This window comes from Microbacterium sp. LjRoot45 (assembly GCF_964253325.1).
In the GTDB taxonomy this organism is placed as follows: domain Bacteria; phylum Actinomycetota; class Actinomycetes; order Actinomycetales; family Microbacteriaceae; genus Microbacterium.
The window spans coordinates 2,943,402-2,960,202 of the sequence record NZ_CAXUQM020000001.1; the positions used below are offsets into that span (position 1 = coordinate 2,943,402).

At 70.8% G+C, this 16,801-nt stretch carries 16 protein-coding genes; 6 read left to right on the top strand and 10 right to left on the bottom strand.

The features are described 5' to 3' along the window. Positions 1 to 15 precede the first annotated feature (15 nt). Positions 16 to 1,602 (top strand): D-alanyl-D-alanine carboxypeptidase, encoded by a 1,587-nt coding sequence (locus tag ACSQ18_RS13905; RefSeq protein ID WP_436038009.1) that lies wholly within the window; start codon positions 16 to 18, stop codon positions 1,600 to 1,602. A 56-nt stretch (positions 1,603 to 1,658) separates the two neighbouring features. Here ACSQ18_RS13905 and ACSQ18_RS13910 read toward each other — a convergent pair whose 3' ends face one another. From ACSQ18_RS13910 to ACSQ18_RS13920, 3 genes are all read right to left on the bottom strand, one after another. Beyond that, positions 1,659 to 2,591, bottom strand: a complete 933-nt coding sequence (locus ACSQ18_RS13910) for a DnaJ domain-containing protein (protein WP_436038010.1) — start codon at positions 2,589 to 2,591, stop codon at positions 1,659 to 1,661. Positions 2,592 to 2,594: 3 nt separating this feature from the next. Next, on the bottom strand, positions 2,595 to 3,632 hold the full coding sequence (locus ACSQ18_RS13915) for an enoyl-CoA hydratase/isomerase family protein (RefSeq protein ID WP_436038451.1): 1,038 nt from the start codon (positions 3,630 to 3,632) through the stop codon (positions 2,595 to 2,597). A 103-nt stretch (positions 3,633 to 3,735) separates the two neighbouring features. Further along, the gene (locus ACSQ18_RS13920; RefSeq protein WP_436038011.1) at positions 3,736 to 3,888 is read right to left on the bottom strand and encodes a hypothetical protein; all 153 of its coding nucleotides are present in this window, start codon (positions 3,886 to 3,888) and stop codon (positions 3,736 to 3,738) included. Positions 3,889 to 4,076: 188 nt separating this feature from the next. Between ACSQ18_RS13920 and ACSQ18_RS13925 the strand changes: the two genes are divergently transcribed. Both ACSQ18_RS13925 and ACSQ18_RS13930 read left to right on the top strand, forming a co-directional pair. After that, positions 4,077 to 5,102 carry an ATP-binding cassette domain-containing protein gene (locus ACSQ18_RS13925; protein ID WP_436038012.1) on the top strand — a complete coding sequence of 342 codons (1,026 nt, stop codon included), beginning with the start codon at positions 4,077 to 4,079 and terminating at the stop codon, positions 5,100 to 5,102. Beyond that, positions 5,099 to 5,935 (top strand): ABC transporter permease, encoded by an 837-nt coding sequence (locus ACSQ18_RS13930; RefSeq protein WP_436038014.1) that lies wholly within the window; start codon positions 5,099 to 5,101, stop codon positions 5,933 to 5,935. Before ACSQ18_RS13925 ends, ACSQ18_RS13930 begins: the two co-directional genes overlap by 4 nt. 8 nt (positions 5,936 to 5,943) lie before the next feature. Here the strand turns inward: ACSQ18_RS13930 and ACSQ18_RS13935 are convergent, their stop codons facing one another. The 6 genes from ACSQ18_RS13935 to ACSQ18_RS13960 all read right to left on the bottom strand — a co-directional run bounded on the left by ACSQ18_RS13935 (position 5,944) and on the right by ACSQ18_RS13960 (position 10,071). Further along, a complete protein-coding gene (locus tag ACSQ18_RS13935) occupies positions 5,944 to 6,405 on the bottom strand; it encodes a hypothetical protein (RefSeq protein ID WP_436038015.1) in 462 nt (153 codons plus the stop codon). Between the two features lie 81 nt (positions 6,406 to 6,486). Then, on the bottom strand, positions 6,487 to 7,290 hold the full coding sequence (locus ACSQ18_RS13940) for a uroporphyrinogen-III synthase (protein ID WP_436038016.1): 804 nt from the start codon (positions 7,288 to 7,290) through the stop codon (positions 6,487 to 6,489). 175 nt (positions 7,291 to 7,465) lie between these two features. Then, on the bottom strand, positions 7,466 to 7,738 hold the full coding sequence (locus tag ACSQ18_RS13945; protein WP_436038017.1) for a hypothetical protein: 273 nt from the start codon (positions 7,736 to 7,738) through the stop codon (positions 7,466 to 7,468). After that, positions 7,728 to 8,138 carry a phage holin family protein gene (locus ACSQ18_RS13950; protein ID WP_144806466.1) on the bottom strand — a complete coding sequence of 137 codons (411 nt, stop codon included), beginning with the start codon at positions 8,136 to 8,138 and terminating at the stop codon, positions 7,728 to 7,730. The genes ACSQ18_RS13945 and ACSQ18_RS13950 overlap by 11 nt, the downstream gene beginning before the upstream one ends. Before the next feature lies 1 nt (position 8,139). Then, the gene (locus tag ACSQ18_RS13955; RefSeq protein ID WP_436038018.1) at positions 8,140 to 8,571 is read right to left on the bottom strand and encodes a hypothetical protein; all 432 of its coding nucleotides are present in this window, start codon (positions 8,569 to 8,571) and stop codon (positions 8,140 to 8,142) included. 99 nt (positions 8,572 to 8,670) lie between these two features. After that, positions 8,671 to 10,071 (bottom strand): protoporphyrinogen/coproporphyrinogen oxidase, encoded by a 1,401-nt coding sequence (locus ACSQ18_RS13960; RefSeq protein WP_436038019.1) that lies wholly within the window; start codon positions 10,069 to 10,071, stop codon positions 8,671 to 8,673. An 82-nt stretch (positions 10,072 to 10,153) separates the two neighbouring features. On the opposite strand from ACSQ18_RS13960, the gene ACSQ18_RS13965 reads away from it, so the two are divergent. Together ACSQ18_RS13965 and ACSQ18_RS13970 are read left to right on the top strand one after the other, a co-directional pair. Continuing rightward, positions 10,154 to 10,726: an HhH-GPD-type base excision DNA repair protein gene (locus tag ACSQ18_RS13965; protein ID WP_436038020.1), complete on the top strand. Its 573-nt coding sequence runs from the start codon at positions 10,154 to 10,156 to the stop codon at positions 10,724 to 10,726. A 120-nt stretch (positions 10,727 to 10,846) separates the two neighbouring features. Continuing rightward, positions 10,847 to 13,546, top strand: a complete 2,700-nt coding sequence (locus ACSQ18_RS13970; protein ID WP_436038021.1) for a S8 family serine peptidase — start codon at positions 10,847 to 10,849, stop codon at positions 13,544 to 13,546. A gap of 187 nt (positions 13,547 to 13,733) precedes the next feature. Here the strand turns inward: ACSQ18_RS13970 and ACSQ18_RS13975 are convergent, their stop codons facing one another. Next, positions 13,734 to 15,122 carry a glycine--tRNA ligase gene (locus ACSQ18_RS13975; RefSeq protein WP_436038022.1) on the bottom strand — a complete coding sequence of 463 codons (1,389 nt, stop codon included), beginning with the start codon at positions 15,120 to 15,122 and terminating at the stop codon, positions 13,734 to 13,736. A 1,037-nt stretch (positions 15,123 to 16,159) separates the two neighbouring features. Here ACSQ18_RS13975 and ACSQ18_RS13980 point away from each other — a divergent pair. Further along, a complete protein-coding gene (locus ACSQ18_RS13980; RefSeq protein WP_436038023.1) occupies positions 16,160 to 16,768 on the top strand; it encodes a hypothetical protein in 609 nt (202 codons plus the stop codon). Positions 16,769 to 16,801: the final 33 nt, after the last annotated feature.

Below are 16,801 nucleotides of genomic sequence, written 5' to 3' on the forward strand. Positions count from 1 at the left end.
GGTACGTTGGAGGGCGTGACTTCGCCCGACGCACCCCCCACGTCGCGGCGCGAGCTGCGCGCTCAAGCCGAAGAGCGCTCTCGCGCCGACTCCGCCGAGATCCCCACGGTCGCCGACTCGGCCGACGCCGGCGCCGCACCCGTCGCGGCCGCCGCACCCGTCGCGGCCTCCGCACCCGTCGCGGCCTCCGCACCCGTCGCGGCCTCCGCACCCGTCGCTGCCGCGCCCGCGGCCGCCGCGGCGGGCGACGTCCCGCCCATGACGCCCCGCCGACCGGTGGCCCTGTCGTGGATCGACGTGGATGCCGTCGGCGTCCGCCGTGCTCCCGACGATCTCTCCGCGGCGGCGAGCGCGTACGTCCCCGTGCTGCCCGACCTCGTCCCCCGCCGTCGGCGCCGCTCCCCCGCCGGCTTCATCGTCACCGTCATCGTCCTGCTGGCGCTCGCCGGCGGGTACACCGCGGCGACCCAGCTGTGGACCCTCGACAACGTGACCCCCGTGGTGGAAGCCGCCGAGGCGCCGACGGTGACGGCACCGGCATCCGCGGTGTCCTGGCCCGCCGACGGCGAGGGCGCCGTCGGGATCGACGGGGTCGACACCGTCGCGGCTTCGTCGCCGAATGCCGACGCGATGGCGAGCATCACCAAGCTCATCGCGGTGCTCATGGTGCAGGACGAGAAGCCGATCGCCGTCGGTGAGGAGGGACCCGTGCGCGACATCGTCTACGCCGACCGCGCAGACTACTGGGGCTTCCTCGGGCGCGGGGAGTCGGCGCTCGACGTGCCGGTGGGCGGCACCCTCACGCAGTACCAGCTGATGCAGGGCGCCCTCATCGCCTCGGCCGGCAACTACGTCGACATGCTCATCCAGGACCTGTGGCCCACCGAGGAGACGTTCGCGTCGGCCGCGCGGGACTGGCTCGACGCGAACGGACTGGAGGGCATCACGGTCGTCGAGCCCACCGGCATCGATGAGGGCAACTCCGCCGACGCCGCCTCGCTCATCGCGCTCGGCAAGCTGGCGATGGCCGACCCCGTCGTCGCCGAGATCGTCGCGACGCGGACGGCGCAGATCGACGGGGTCGGCGAGATCGACAACACCAACCCGCTCCTGTCCGACGACACCGTCGTGGGCATCAAGACGGGCGGACTGTTCGGGCACTACAACCTGCTCGCGGCGCGCGACGTGGCCGTCGACGACACGACCGTCCGCGTCTACGCGGTGGTGGTCGGCCAGCCCACCGAGACCCTCCGCGCCGACGAGACCGCCGAGCTCCTCGACCAGGTCGCCGAAGAGGCGGCGGTGCGTCAGACCGTGGCCGCCGGCACGGTCGTCGGCGAGGTCACGACGGCGTGGGGCACGTCGGGCGAGCTCGTGACGGCATCCGACCTGTCCGTGCTGCTGTGGAACGGCGCCTCGGCGACCGCGGAGCCGCAGCTCGAGCTGGGCGACGCGCGCGACGACGGCGACACCGTCGGCACGGTCGCCCTCGCGGGGCCCCTCGACGACGCGACGACCGACGTGACGCTCACGGGCGATCTGGGCGAACCCGACGCGTGGTGGCGGTTCACCCATCCACTGCAGCTGCTCGGCATCGGTTAGGCCGAACCGGGCGCTAGGCGAACCGGGCGTCGGGGCGGATCGTCGGGGCGGCTGCCTCAGACGAAGCGCACGGTCTGCTGCAGGCGCGTGCGCACGTCGAACAGCTCGTTGCCGCCGATCTCCCGGGCGCCGGCGACGCCACGACGCAGCACGGTCGACAGAGCCGAGCGCGACACGACGGCCACCGCCAGCCCGCGCACCTTGCCGAGTTCGACGATGGCGGCCTCGATGTCGTCGTCGGGGAGCACGACGAGCGCACCGCTGAACTTCACGCGCGCCGAGCGGGCGACGGCGCGCGTGCGCGCGACGAGGGATGCCACGGGCGCCCCGCGTCCGACGCTCTCACCGATGAGTTCGCCGCGGCGCACGCGCACCGGGCCGCCGAAGTCCTCCGACAGCACCGCGTACAGACCGCTCGGCCCGAGGACGATGTGATCGACCTTGGCGTCGGGTTCGCGGACGTCGGCGGCGACGTCGTGCCACACGGTGTACCCCATCCCGAGGTCGCCGACGATCCGTGCCGTCGCCTCCTCGGCGAGCGCGTCGGCCAGGAGGCGACGCACCTCTCGGGGCGCCGTGCGCACCAGGGCGGGGTCGTACGGGTTCTCCAGCGGCGCCCCTCGCCCGACCCACTCGCGCATGAGCGTGAGGTAGCGCTCGCGACGCCAGCCGCCCGGGTGGCCGAACGAACGCGCGCGAGGACGCGTGTCGGCCGGCGCGGACGGCGGCCGCCAGCCGGGAGCGTCGGGCGCGAACGAGGGCGCGGCGTCGCCGAATCCGTGGCCGCGGTCGTAGGCGGCGCGCGCCTCGGGGGTGCCGATGAGCTCCCACGCCCGCTGCACCTGGACGAACACCGCGGCGTCGCCTCCGGTGTCGGGGTGGGTCTGGCGGAGGCGGAGGCGATACGCGCGACGCAGCGCATCGTCGTCGACGTCGGGCGCGACCGCCAGGATCTCGTAGGCCGACGCGGATAGGGGGCTGTCGAACACGGGTCAGTCCCACAATCCGCGGTCGGGGACGGATGCCAGGGCGCGCGCGCCGATGTCCGGATCGACCTCGTGGAGCGTCGCGGGCGTCCATGCGGGCGTCCGGTCCCGGTCGACGAGCTGCGCGCGGATGCCTTCGGGCAGGTCGGGCTGCGTCGTCGCGAACCACATCACGAGTCCGTACTCCTGCGCGAGTGCGGCGCGCAGGTCGGGGAGCTCGCGCGCGGCCCGGACCGCCGCGAGGGTCACGACCAGACCCGTCGGCGACAGCTCTTCGAGCGTGTCCGCCGTGGCGGCGGCCTCGGGCTCCGAGCGTTCCCGGAGACGCGCGATGATCTCGACGACCGTGTCGGCCGAGAACGCGTCGTCGATCCACGGGCGCGCCGCCTCGAGCCGCGACGGCTCGGCCGTCTCGTCGAAGAGCAGCACGAGTTCGGTGGGGGTGTGCGGGTCGGCGCGCGTCACGAGCGCGTCATGCAGGTCGCCGAGCCGTTCGGAGGGCACCAGGTGGTCGGCGAATCCGGCATAGATGGCATCGGCGGCATCCATCGTCGCGCCGGTGAGCGCGAGGTACTCGCCCACGCGTCCCGGCGCGCGCCCGAGCAGCCAGCTGCCGCCGACGTCGGGCGTGAACCCGATGCGGGTCTCGGGCATCGCGAGCTTCGACCGCTCGGTGACGACCCGTACTGCGGCATGGCAGGCGAGTCCGACGCCGCCGCCCATCGTGATGCCGTCTGCGAGGGCGACGATCGGCTTCGGGTACTCGGCGATGCGGGCGTTGAGGGCGTACTCGGCGTGGAAGAAGGTCGCCGCCTCGTCGGCATCGCCCGCGACGATCTGCGCGTGCAGCCCGCGCACGTCGCCGCCCGCGCACAGCCCCCGCTCGCCGGCACCGTCGAGAAGGATCACCTGGATGTCGGTGTCTTTCTCCCAGCGGTCGAGCGCGGCGGCCAGGGCCTCGATCATGCCGAGGTCGAGCGCATTGATCGCCTCGGGCCGGTCGAGCGTCAGATGGCCGACGCTGCTGTCGGCGTGCGCACGCACGCGCGCGGGCGTGCGGAGGTCGGACGCGGTGGCGGAGTCGGAGATGGAATCGGTGCCGGGGATCGCGGCGGGCGGCGTGGCGGGTTCACTCACGCCGCTCACGCTACCCGAGCCGGTCGGGCGCGGACGGCGGCACGGACCGTGAGGACGCGCGTTCGCGGCGTCGCCGCAGAGCGACGACCGGCGCGAGGCAGATCACGAGCGCGCAGACGACGGCCACGGTCGCGATCATCAGGGTCGGCGTGATGTGGAACATGGTGACTCCCGTCGGCGAGTGGACATGCTTTCATGCGTAGGGGTGCATGGATCATTCACATTGTCCCGAGCCGACGCGTCACGAGCGCGGATTGTCCACAGGCGCCACTCCCGACGTACGCAGATCCCTCGCCCCCGGTGCCTTTCCGCCAGGATGGAGAGACAGCCCGCGAAGAGGAGACGTTTTCCATGCCCGACGGCCACGTCCTCGAGTTCACCGGCGTCACGAAGCGCTTCGGCGCGGTGACCGCCGTGGACGGTTTCAGCGCGCGCGTCGAGCCGGGAGTCGTCACGGGCTTCCTCGGCCCCAACGGCGCCGGCAAGACGACGTCCCTGCGCATCCTCCTGGGGCTCATCTCCCCCTCGAGCGGCACCGCCACGATCGGCGGCAAGCGCTACGCGCAGCTCGCCCAGCCGCTCCAGACCGTCGGCGCGGCGCTCGAGGCGTCGAGCTTCCACCCGGGCCGCTCCGCCGCGAACCACCTGCGCGTGTACGCCCACGCCGCCGGGCTTCCGGCATCCCGCGTCGATGAGGCGCTCGGCACGGTGGGGCTGGCTGACGTCGCGGGGCGCAAGGTCGGCGGCTTCTCACTCGGCATGCGCCAGCGCCTCGGGCTCGCCTACACGCTGCTGGGCGACCCGGGGGTGCTCGTGCTCGACGAGCCGTCGAACGGACTCGACCCCGAAGGCATCCGATGGATGCGCGGCTTCCTGCGCGAGCTCGCTCGCCAGGGACGCACGGTGCTCGTGTCGTCGCACCTGCTCGCCGAGATCCAGCAGACCGCCGAGGCGCTGCTGATCATCGCGCGCGGACGGCTCGTCTTCCAGGGGCGCATCGACGAGCTCACGGCCAGCGACGAGTACGCCGCCGTCGTCGACGCCCCCGATCGTGCGGCGCTCGCGGCGGCCCTCACGGATGCCGGTCAGGACTTCGAGGTGCTGCGCACCGGCTTCACGGTGCGCGGCGCGGACACGGCTGCGGTCGGCGCGATCGCTGCGGACGCCGGTGTCGCCCTGTCGACGCTGCAGCGACGCGGCCCCGCGCTCGAGGAGGTGTTCCTCGACCTCGTGAACGGCGTCCGTGTGCACGCCTCCGCCGAAGGTGCAGCGCCTCCTGCGCTCGACGTGGAGCCGCAGGTCGACGCGGAGACGGATGCCGCCACCCCGGAAGCTGACCATACCGACGAGCACCACGAAGGCGGTGAGCAGCGATGAGCCTCGCGCGCGCGACCCGCTCGGAACTGACGAAGCAGTTCACCACCTCCCAGTGGTGGGTGCTGGCGCTCGTGCTGATCGTCTATGTCGGCAGCACCGCGGGCGGGCTCGCCGCCGTCTTCGGCGCCGTCTCTTCGGGAGCGATGCCCGACAGCGGCACAACCACCCCGAGCATCCCCGCCGAGATCCTGCCGCCGATCATCTACAGCCTGGCGACCGCCGTCGGCTACATCTTCCCCCTGCTGATCGGGACGCTCGTGGTCACGGGCGAGTTCCGGCACAAGACGCTCACCCCCACGTTCCTCGCGACGCCGCGGCGGGGGGTCGCGCTCACGGGCAAGGCGATCTCCGGCATCCTGATGGGTCTCCTCTACGCCGCCGTCGCGGTGGTCTCCACGGTGGGGCCGGGAGCCGGCATCCTGGCGCTGTTCGACATCGACACCCAGCTGGGCGACCCCGACATCTGGGCGATGCTCGGGCGGATCGTGCTCGCGTTCGTGCTGTGGGTGCTGATCGGCATCGGCATCGGCACGCTCGTGCGCAATCAGGTCGCCGCCGTCGTGGGCGTCATCGTGTTCACCCAGTTCCTCGAGCCGATCCTCCGCACGGTCGCGGGCTTCGTCGACGGCGTCTCGGAGGCAGCGCGCTTCCTCCCGGGCGCCACTTCCGACGCGCTCGTGGGCGCGAGCCTCTACACGAGCCTCGGCGGAGCCACCGGCGGGGCGACGGCGGAGCCGCTCGAGTGGTGGATCGGCGGCCTCGTACTCCTGGCCTACGCCGTCGTGCTGCTCGTGCTCGGATACCTCGTGAGCTGGCGGCGCGACGTCAGCTGACCGCCCCGTCAGGGCGTGGCCGGAGCGACCTTCGGGGCGCGGGCCCGACGTGGTCGCGCCGCGGAGTGCGGCGCGACGATGTCGACGACGTCGGCGGCCTCGGTCTCGGCCTCGAGTTGGAGGGCCTGCACGAGCGCGACGCCGTGCCGCGTGGTGAGGACGAGGCGCTCGAACTCCGCGCCGACGCCGACCGACGGGTCGAGATCGATGACGACCGCGGGCCTGTGACGCTGCACGACGACGAAGTCGGCACCCCCCGACGACTTCCACGTGCCCATGGCGAGGATGCCGCGCACGTGCGTTCCCGGACTCGGCACACCGCGCAGCCACGTCCACGCGTCGTCGGTGAGCTGGACCTTGACGATGGCGGAGCGGTCGACGCGCACTCCGGCCGACCGGAAGGAGAGCGCTCGCTCGATCGGCGACAGCACGACCTCGAGCTGCGCCGAGTCGAGCAGCAGAGTCACCATGCGTTCAGTCTGCCGCGTTTCGTCTGCGCGTTTCCTCACAGAGCGGCAACGATCCCCCGCTTCGGTACGACCGGCGCGTGATCAGACGGCGAACTCGTCGGTCGCGTGCGGGAGCGGGAAGGTGGAGACGGCGGAGATCAGCCCATTGACGGTCTGCTCACGCGCCACGACGCTGACGCCGAGACCGGCGCGCTTGGCATCCTTCGCCGTCCGCGGTCCGATCGCGGCGATCACCGTATCCGCGGGGATGTCGGGGAACTGCAGCCGCACCTGCTCGGCGACCGACCCGCTCGTCACGAGGATCGCGTTGATGCGGCCAGAGCGCACGTCTGCGGCGATCCGGTCGGTCACGGGCACACCGACGGTGCGATACGCGATGACGCTGCGCACGTCGTGGCCCGCGGCCGACAGCTCGCGGGTGAGCACCGGCTTGGCGATCTCGCTGCGCAGCGTGAGGATGCGGCGGGGTTCCGGCTCCAGCGCGATGAGCTGCGCGGCCATGCCCGCGGCGGAGTTGTCCTCGTCGGGAACGAGATCGACGCGATAGCCGACGGCCGTGAGGGCCGTCGCGGTGGTCTCGCCGACGGCGGCGACCTTCGTGGTGGCCGGAATAGCCGCCCGATAGGCGTACAGCACGTCGACCGTAGTCGCGCTGGTGAGAGTGACCCAGTCGAATGCGCCCGCCGCGAGGTCGGCGAGTGCCGACTCGAGCGTCGTCTGATCGGTCGAGGGCGCGAAGTTGATGAGCGGGGCGATGACGGGCGTGGCACCCTGCGCACGAAGGGTCGCCGCGACGGAGTCTCCCCACGGTCCACCCCGGGGAACGAGCACACGCCAGCCCTTCAGGGGCTTCTGCGGCGCGTTCGCCGTGCTGTGTGCGTTCATCGTCGACTCTCGTGGTGCTCGGATCGGACGCACGAAGAGCGCCCGACAATGCGATGCCCTCGCCGCACGCGGTCGTGCACTCGGGCGTGCATCGCCGGCAGCATCCGCCTCATCGCCACTGCCTGTAGATGGATACTACCCCCGGCCGGAGCGCGGACGCCGCGACCGCCGACCCTCAGCGCGTGTACAGACGGACGAATCCCCAGACCACGAGACCCGCAGCGACGGCGATGCCGGCGGCGGCGGCCACGGCACCCGTGGGGTTCTCCCGGTGGAAGCGACGTGCCGCGGTGACGCCGCGATCGGTCGCCCGCGCGACCCGCTTGGGGACGTTGGTCTTCTCCTCGATCGCCGACAGGGCGGCCTTGAGTTCGGCGCGCGCCTTCTCGACCGGATCGGTGATGCCGAGCGGAACGGCGGTACGGGGGACGGGGATCTCAGTACTCATTGACGACGTCCTTCACGATGCGGGTGTCGGTGGCGACAGCCTTGGCAGGACTCTGCAGACGGCGGAGGCGGCGGAATCGGAGGAGGCCCAGCAGTGCGAACACGGCCACGAAGACGAGCCCGAGCACCAGCACGATCAGGCTGGCGAGCCACGCCGGCATCCACGATGCGAGTCCGATGATCGCGAACGCTCCCAGGGCCGGGAGAGACCAGAACAGGAAGAAGAGGGCGACGATGAACCACACGCCCCCCATGCCGGCTTCCTTGCCCGCGCTCATCGCCCACTTCTTGGCGGAGTCGATCTCGGCGACGATGAGGTTGCGCACCAGCTCGGGCACCTCGCCCAGCAGGGTGAGGAGGCTGTCGTCCGCACGGTCGCGGAAGCCGCGAGGCGTCGTCATCTCAGCTCCCCGAGGACTTCTTCGTACGCGTGGATGCCGTGCCCGACGAGGTCGTGCTCTTGCGCGTCGTCGTCTTCTTCGCGGCGGAGTCCGCGGCCTTCTCGACACTGGCGGCGGTGGTCTCGGCTGCACGCGTGACCTCGTCGGCGGAGTCCTTCCCGGCGCGGATCGCCGCGTCGAGACGCTGGCCGGCCGTGCCGTTCTTCGTGGCCGCCTTCGTGATCTTGACGGCGCCGTCCCACAGCGCGCTCGGCAGAGCGAGAGCGGCGGACTTGCCGAGATCCGTGACCTTGCCCACCTGCTTCTGCACCGGGTCGGTGTTCCACACCTTCAGGAAGTTCGACTTGATCTGCTCGTAGCGCTCTCGACCGGCCCGCGAGCCGAGCACATAGCCCGCCGCGAGTCCGACGACGATTCCGATCTTGCCCCTCATGGGGTCTCCTCACACTGGTGGCGATGGTGCGTACGTCCCTCCAGCGTAACCCTGTATGCCGAATCCGGCATGCCCCCTTTTCACAAGGTGGCGGGAGTGCTAGAGCGGCTGGTCCTCGGCGCCCCACAGGAGCCGTCGACGGATGCGATCGCCCTCCGCGATCGCATCGGCGACGAGTGCCGCCTCGTCCCCTCCGGTCAGCCACGCACCCATGAGGCCCAACCCTTCGACGTCGCGCACGGCCGCCCGGATCGCGTCGAGGTCGTCCGCGGCCCCGAGGCGGACGCGAGGTATCGTCCCGTCGACGGTGAAACGCGCGGCGGCGACCACCTCGGCCTCGCGCACCGAGGCGCCCCAGACCGCGACCGAGGCCGCCAGAGCGTCCGCGACGACCGCGACGCCCTCGGCATCCGTGGCGTGCTGGACGACCGCGACGATGCGCTCATCCGTCGCGAGGCGCGCCCGCAGATCGGGCCGCGCGGCCGTCAGATCGACGATCCGACGCACGTCACCGGAGACGCACGCGACCTCCGGCGCACCCCCGCCACCGGCTGCCGCACCGCGGAGCCGAAGCAGCGCGATGTCGGTGGGCGCGGTGAGGGACACTTCGGGCAGCGGCGCGACGTCCGCCAGCAGGGCGACGGCCCGCGCGTGCCCCGTGGCGACGATGACCGCATCGGCGGCGAGGCTCGTGCCGTCGTCGAACGCGACACTCCAGCGCCCCTCCACACGGGGCCCGTCCACACGGGCGAGTCCCGTCGCACGCACGTCGGTGCGCCGGTCGACGGCGAACTCCTCCAGTCGAGCCGCCAGCGCGGCATCCCGCTCGCCCGCGTCGCGGAGCACCGAGCGCGCCGGGGCGGGCTCTCCCTCCGACGAGACCGCACCCGCGAGCGAGCCGGTGCGGGTCAGCGCGGTGTTCAGGCCGGGGATGAGCAGGTCGACATCGATCTCGTCCGGGCTCAGATCGAAGCGGGCGCGCGTGACCGGCGCGACGAGCCGGTCGCACACGCGATCGCCCATCCGCGAACGCACGAGTGCGCCCAGGTTGCGCTCGCGCCCGATCGTCAGCGGCGGGCGCAGCCGGTCGAGATAGGCGCGCCACGTGCCCGCCCACCCGATGATGCGCCGCGCCGCGGGGTCCCACGGATTCCCCGGGATGCCGAAGAGCGCACCCTCGGACAACGGCGCGACCGCGGGGTCGTCGCCGTCGAGGTGGCCGATCCAGGTCGCGACCGGCAGGACCGATTCTCGGGAGCCGGTGACACCGAGCTCCTCGTGCAGGCCGGCGAGCGCCGGGTCGTCGGCACGGAAGCCGTCGAGATCGGCGCCGACGACCACCCCGGCGAGGTCGGCCCACGTCGGCCGGGTCTCGTCGTCGACCAGCGTGACGGACAGCCCCACGCGCGCGCACTCGAGCGCCGCTATCGCGCCCGCCGCCCCGATGACGACGACACGGGACTCCCGAGCGTGGGCGATCAGATCGGCGGCGTCGGGCATGGCATCCATCCTCCCACCGCCCCGCCCCGCCCCACCCCTGCCCGCCCTGCCCTGTCGCGCCGCGACCTGCGACGATGGACGCATGGCCCTGCACATCACCGGCGACGTCGACGCCGACCGCCTGCTCACCGACGACCCGCTCGCCCTCCTGGTCGGCATGCTCCTCGACCAGCAGATCGCGATGGAGACCGCCTTCACCGGTCCTCGCAAGATCGTCGAGCGAACCGGGTCCGGGGAGCGCCTTGATGCCGCTCAGCTCGCCGCCTTCGATCCCGACGCGCTCACTGCGGTCTTCAAGGAGACGCCTGCGGTGCACCGCTTCCCCGGCTCGATGGCCACTCGGGTGCAAGCCCTCTGTCAGGCGCTCGTCGACGACTGGGGCGGCGACGCGTCGGCGCTGTGGCGCGATGCCGACGGCCCCACGGTGCTGAAGCGCCTCAAGGCGCTGCCCGGGTTCGGCGAGCAGAAGGCGAAGATCTTCCTCGCGCTGCTCGGCAAACAGTACGGCTTCACCGGCACGGGCTGGCGCGAGGCCTCCGCACCCTACGGCGAGGAGGGCTCGTTCCGATCCGTCGCCGACATCGTCTCGCCCGAGTCGCTCACCAAGGTGCGAGAGCACAAGCGCGCGATGAAGGCCGCCGCCAAGACCTCCTGACCTCTCGTCGATTCGGACTTGCCCCACCGCGCGCGGTACGGGAGGGTGGTGAAGACGCCGTGCGGGCGGCGTCGACATCTGCGCGGTCCTCCGTGCGCTCGGGAATCTGGGAGCCCACTCATGAAGCATCGCGCCGCGGCCGTCGTGACCGCCCTCGCCCTCGTGACCGGAGGCGGCGCCCTCGCCGCCGCCGTGGTCGCCGAGCCTTCGGCATCCGAGGTGTCGGCTGCGGCCGCCCCGGGCGTGACCCTTCACACGACCGGGATGCCGGTTCCCGGTCCGATCGCGGACCAGCCCAAGGTGCGCACCGCGACCGCCGCGCCGGGCGCGCCCGACACCTCGACGATCGCCGACGGAGCGCTGGACGCCGTCGTCGACTCGCTGGAGAACGACCGCAGGCTTCCCGCCGGTCTCGCCTCGAAGGTGACCGTCGACGGCGATCTCATCCGCGTCGAGGTCTCCTTCGACGACGTGGCCGCGGTCCGATCGGCGATCGCCGCCGTCGGCGGCGAGAACATCGTCACCGTCACCGACGACCTCCTCGCGGTCTCGGTGCCGGCGTCGGAGGTCGCACGGCTCGAGGCATCCGACGCGGTTCGCGCCGTCGCTCTCCCGACCTTCGCAGTTCCGCAGCCGGCGCAGATCGCTGTCCCCGCAACCGTCGGCACGAACGGCGGCGACGTCTACGACAAGACCCAGATCGCTCAGTGGCACGGGCTCGGACTCACCGGCGCGGGCGTCTCGGTCGGCATCATCGACTACTTCCGCAGCAGCACCTGGAACGACGCCCGCGCCCAGGGCGAGGTGCCCGCCGCGGCCGGCACCTACTGCCGCTGGGGCGGCGCGTCGTGCAACGCCCTCGACACGCCGGCGTCGGCCGATAGCGGCACGCACGGCGTCGCCGTCGCCGAGGCGATCCACGACATGGCCCCCGGCGCGAAGCTCTACCTCGTCACGGTGGCCAGCAACGAAGACCTCCGCAAGGCGATCGACTACCTGGCGGCCAAGAAGGTCAAGATCATCAGCCGCTCGCTCGGCGGCTTCTACGACGGTCCCGGCGACGGCACCGGCACATCGGCCAAGCTCGTGGACTACGCCGTGTCCCAAGGGATGACCTGGTTCAACGCGGCGGGCAATGCCGGCGCCTACCTCACCACCGCGGGCGACGGCACGAAGGTCGCCGTCGGCGGATACTGGCGCGGCAAGTGGCGCGACACGAACAAGAACAAGTGGATGGAGTTCGCCCACCCCGTGCGCACCGACGACGGCACAGTCGTCAAAGACGCGGACGGCAACACCGTGTACGAGTACTACGAAAGCCTCACCGTCGTGTGCTCCGACAGCTTCCGCCTGCGTTGGAGCGACTGGGGCGTCAGCGACCCGACCGACTACGACATCTACCGCATCCGGCCCAGCGGCTCGACGGCGGGCTACTACAACGTCGCCCAGAAGAAGGGCGTGGCGCCGCTGGAGATGCGCAACGGAAGCGTCGCCCACTGGGGTTGCACCGAAGGCTCTCTCATCGAGGTCGGCATCTACAAGGCCCGCAATGGCAGCAGCAGCGCGAGCGACATCCTCGAACTCGCAGGCAACAGCGCTGACATCGCCTACGCCCCCGTGTCCGCCGGCAGCGCCGGACAGGCGTTCATCGACAGCAAGAACAAGGGCATGGCCGCTGTCGGCGCCGTCGACCCCGTCGCCGGAACGACGATCGCCGGCTACAGCTCCCGCGGACCGACCAACGACGGGCGCATCAACCCCAAGCTGAGCGCCGGGTCGAACTTCACCAGCCGCGCCTACACCGGCGAAGGCGGCGGACGCTTCAACGGCACCAGCGCCGCGACACCCGTCGTCGCGGGCGCCGCCGCCGTCGCGCTCGAGCGCTTCGACACCAAGAGTCCCGCACAGCTGGTCGAGTATCTACGCACCCAGACCACCGACCGCGGCGCAGTCGGCGTCGACAACACCTACGGCACCGGCGAGCTCATCATGAAGCCGCTGCCGGTCGCCACCTTCAGCTCCACCCCCGCCCCCACGATCTCAGGATCGCGGACCGTGGGCGTGACGCTGACGGCATCCGTCGCCTGGACGCCGAAGCCTCGCACCGTGACCTACCAGTGGTACCGCGGCGAGACCGCGATCGCCGGCGCGACCGCCGCCACGTACACGCTGACCTCCGAGGACGACGGCCAGCGGATCCGGGTCGACGCGACCGGCGCACGCCCCGCGTTCACCCCGGCCACCGTGGCCTCGGCGTACACCGGAACGATCACCAAGCCGTTCGCCGCGGCTCCCGCACCGAAGATCACCGGCACACTCAAGGTCGGCAAGAAGCTCACCGCCGCCGTCGGCACGTGGTCGCCGGTGCCGACCACGCTCACGTACCAGTGGAAGTCCAACGACCGCAACATCAGCGGCGCGACGAAGAGCACGTACGTCGTGAGCTCGACGGACGTCGGCAAGCGGCTGACGGTCTCGGTCACCGCGACGGCGGCCGGCTACACGAAGACGACGAAGACGAGCGCGAAGACGGCGGTCGTCGTCCGGCCGTTCACGACGGCGCCGACGCCGAAGATCACCGGCACCGCGAAGGTCGGCAAGAAGCTCACGGCATCCGCGGGCACCTGGTCTCCCAAGCCCTCGAAGCTGACGTACCAGTGGAAGGCGGACGGCAAGGTCATCAAGGGCGCGACCGGCAAGACCTACACGATCACGTCGTCTCGGGCCGGGAAGCGGATCACGGTCACCGTCACGGCGAGCAGGAGCGGATACACGACCACCGCGAAGACGAGCGCGAAGACGGCGACCGTCAAGCGCTGACCGCTCTTTCGCGGAGGAACGGCCGTCGTGGAGCCTCGCTCCCGGCGGCCGTTCGTCGCAAACTCCTTCGATCCGGTGCATGGGCCGGACCGGCGGGGCGCGGTGGCGCGGCCCCTCGGCCGGCGCGATGCCAGATCGAAGGAGTTATCGACGGGATACGGCGAGCACCGCGACGGTGCGCGCGGCGTCAGGCGCCGCGGAGGCGCTCGGCGAGGTAGCCCTGCAGCGCGTCGAGGGGCACGCGCTCCTGCGCCATCGTGTCGCGGTCCCGGACGGTGACGGCGTGATCGTCGAGCGAGTCGAAGTCGACGGTGACGCAGAAGGGCGTGCCCACTTCGTCCTGCCGGCGGTAGCGGCGCCCGATCGCGCCGGCGTCGTCGAAATCGACGTTCCAGCCCTGCGCGCGCAGGCCGTCGGCCGTCTCGCGCGCCAGCGGCGACAGCTTCTCGTTGCGGCTCAGCGGCAGCACCGCGACCTTCACGGGCGCCAAGCGCGGGTCGAGTTTCAGCACGGTGCGGGTGTCGGTGCCGCCCTTCGCGTTCGGCACCTCCTCCTCGACGTAGGCGTCGACGAGGAACGCCATCATCGACCGGGTGAGACCGAACGACGGCTCGATGACGTACGGCACGTACTTCTCACCGGACGCCTGGTCGAAATACGTCAGGGACTGACCGGATGCCTCGATGTGGCTCGACAGGTCGAAATCGGTGCGGTTGGCGACGCCCATGAGCTCGCCCCACTCTTTGCCCGGGAAGCCGAAGCGGTACTCGAAGTCGATCGTGCCGGCGGAGTAGTGCGCGCGCTCGTGCTCGGGCACGTCGAACTGGCGCATGTTCTCGGGGTCGAGGCCGAGGTCGATGAACCAGTCCCAGCACGCCTGCACCCAGTGCTCGAACCACTGCTGCGCTTCGGCGGGCGGCGTGAAGAACTCGATCTCCATCTGCTCGAACTCGCGCGTGCGGAAGATGAAGTTGCCCGGGGTGATCTCGTTGCGGAAGGCCTTGCCGACCTGGCCGATGCCGAAGGGCGGCTTCTTGCGGGATGCCGTGAGCACGTTGGAGAAGTTCACGAAGATGCCCTGCGCGGTCTCGGGGCGCAGGAAGTACAGGCCGGACTCGTCGTCGACGACGCCGAGGTACGTCTTCACGAGACCCGAGAAGGCCTTCGGCTCGGTGTACTGGCCCTTGGTGCCGCAGTTCGGGCAGGGCACGTCGGCCAGGCCGTTCTCGGCGGCGCGACCCTTGCGTGCTTCGAAGTCCTCGATGAGGTTGTCCGCACGGAAGCGCTTGTGGCAGTGCAGGCACTCCACGAGCGGATCGGTGAAGGTGGCCACGTGACCCGACGCCTCCCAGACGCGCTTCGGGAGGATCACGGAGGAGTCGAGGCCGACCATGTCGCCGCGTCCACGGACGAACGTCTGCCACCACTGCCGGCGGATGTTCTCCTTGAGCTCGGTGCCGAGGGGGCCGTAGTCCCACGCCGATCGCGAACCGCCGTAGATCTCACCGGCCTGGAACACGAACCCGCGATGGCGGGCGAGGGCGATGACTTTGTCGAGACGGGACTGCTCGGCCACAGGTGGCTCCAAATGGTCGGTTCGAGAGGGTGCGGAAGCCCGCGGATGCCGGGGGCACGCGCAGCGCGCTCCGGCATCCGTCAAGTCTAGCCGCGGGGAGTTCGCCCCACGGGCCGCCCCCAGGCGACCGGCTACCATGTCGCGCGGGAGCGAGAGAGCGAGTTGGAGGACGCGAGGCTTGCTCGTCAAGGTGGTGTTAGAGCGCCCTCTCGCCAGTTTCAGAATCCAGGAGAAGATCCCGCCGCAATCTCAAGCGTCGCCGCAAGCAACGTTATTCCAAGACACAGTTGCCGGTGTTGGGGTTCCGCGCGAAGTCACGGATTACGCTCTTGGCTCCGCTCTTGGTCGCGCCCGGTGTGTAACCGGGCGGAAAGAGCAACGAAACACTACCTACAGCCTGGTAGCTGCGCGTGGCAGCGAGACATGCGAGATCGCCACCGACACGCAAACTTCCCCGCCCGGACTTCGTTGACACGGGGCCTAAGCGTCCACCCGTGATGTCTGTCATTCTCGAAGATGCCGTGATCTGTGTGAACTGAGCTTCCAACGGGACGGTGCCTGTGCATGTCACGATCAGATGAGCGTTCACTCGCTTATAGCCTGAACTATCTCCCGCGTGTGGGTAGTCATAGCGCCCCTTACACGTGATCGTCTTCAGTCCTGACACGGCTGTCGGCAGCGTACCGAGCGTGTTCCGGCCATCCGCGATCGCGTAGACACGATCGCGAGCATCAGGCGAGACCCCGTCCACTCGGACCGCCTCGCCGATGACGAAACCGTTCGGCTCCGGCTCCTGCTCCGCCGCCAACGCGGCCGGCGGCGCAGCCGTGACGAATGACCAGATCAGCGCTGCCGCTGCCGCCACCAGCAGCACTCTGGAAATGGCGCGATCTGCGTCCCATATCATGACAACGTCCCCTCATTGAGCAGAGCAGCAGTGTCACAGAATGTGGCAGTGGCCGCGCACTTATTCCACAGGTGCGAACTGAGACAGCATCGAAGTCGCGCGGGCCTGCGATCGGCGAGTTGGAGGAACGATGATCGGCGAGATCTCTCGCACGGAACTCACGTGGTTCGAGCAGTGGATCGAGCAGGAACGGTTGACGCCGCCGGTTGAAGCGGCCCGTCGCGTGGTCATTCTCCACCCGGGTGCGAGGTGGGCGCCCGGGCGCGTCCGTCTCGGACTCCCCCCGTACGAGAACGGTCCGGACGATGCCCGGGCGTCGGAGGAGCAGCGACTCCTGCTGGAACAGTGCCTGCACGACACTCTCGGTCCGCGTGCGCGGTGCTCGATCGCGCTGTACGCGGGCTTCCTCTCGGAGAGCGATGACGGTCGCTCCGACGGCTTCGACGAACCGAGCGGAACCTGGCATCGCGGTCGGCTGAACTACGTGCTCTTCTCGGGAGAACTGCACGAATGCGCCTACGCCGGTGTCGACCGACGCTGGGGGTCAGGGCGGACTTTCCTGCCCGGCGCGCCGTTCCCGATCGTCGAGCTCAGCTACCTCTGGACCGATGATCGCTCGGTGTTCGTCGCGTCACCGCCCGATACCGGCGCGACGATCGTGCACGGACCGGACACACTGCTCGACCGGCTGATCTCGCTGCCCGAGCTTCGCGCGCAGGAATGGCTCGCCTCCGCCTGACACAACCTCGGAGCCTGCCCCTCTCGCACCGGC

Bases quoted from the DNA above. Each gene is read 5' to 3' on its own strand.
- ACSQ18_RS13965 (WP_436038020.1), top strand. From the start codon at position 10,154: ATGGCCCTGCACATCACCGGCGACGTCGACGCCGACCGCCTGCTCACC.
- ACSQ18_RS13970 (WP_436038021.1), top strand. From the start codon at position 10,847: ATGAAGCATCGCGCCGCGGCCGTCGTGACCGCCCTCGCCCTCGTGACC.
- ACSQ18_RS13930 (WP_436038014.1), top strand. From the start codon at position 5,099: ATGAGCCTCGCGCGCGCGACCCGCTCGGAACTGACGAAGCAGTTCACC.
- ACSQ18_RS13920 (WP_436038011.1), bottom strand. From the start codon at position 3,888: ATGTTCCACATCACGCCGACCCTGATGATCGCGACCGTGGCCGTCGTC.
- ACSQ18_RS13925 (WP_436038012.1), top strand. From the start codon at position 4,077: ATGCCCGACGGCCACGTCCTCGAGTTCACCGGCGTCACGAAGCGCTTC.
- ACSQ18_RS13960 (WP_436038019.1), bottom strand. From the start codon at position 10,071: ATGCCCGACGCCGCCGATCTGATCGCCCACGCTCGGGAGTCCCGTGTC.
- ACSQ18_RS13980 (WP_436038023.1), top strand. From the start codon at position 16,160: ATGATCGGCGAGATCTCTCGCACGGAACTCACGTGGTTCGAGCAGTGG.
- ACSQ18_RS13945 (WP_436038017.1), bottom strand. From the start codon at position 7,738: ATGAGTACTGAGATCCCCGTCCCCCGTACCGCCGTTCCGCTCGGCATC.
- ACSQ18_RS13940 (WP_436038016.1), bottom strand. From the start codon at position 7,290: ATGAACGCACACAGCACGGCGAACGCGCCGCAGAAGCCCCTGAAGGGC.
- ACSQ18_RS13935 (WP_436038015.1), bottom strand. From the start codon at position 6,405: ATGGTGACTCTGCTGCTCGACTCGGCGCAGCTCGAGGTCGTGCTGTCG.
- ACSQ18_RS13950 (WP_144806466.1), bottom strand. From the start codon at position 8,138: ATGACGACGCCTCGCGGCTTCCGCGACCGTGCGGACGACAGCCTCCTC.
- ACSQ18_RS13955 (WP_436038018.1), bottom strand. From the start codon at position 8,571: ATGAGGGGCAAGATCGGAATCGTCGTCGGACTCGCGGCGGGCTATGTG.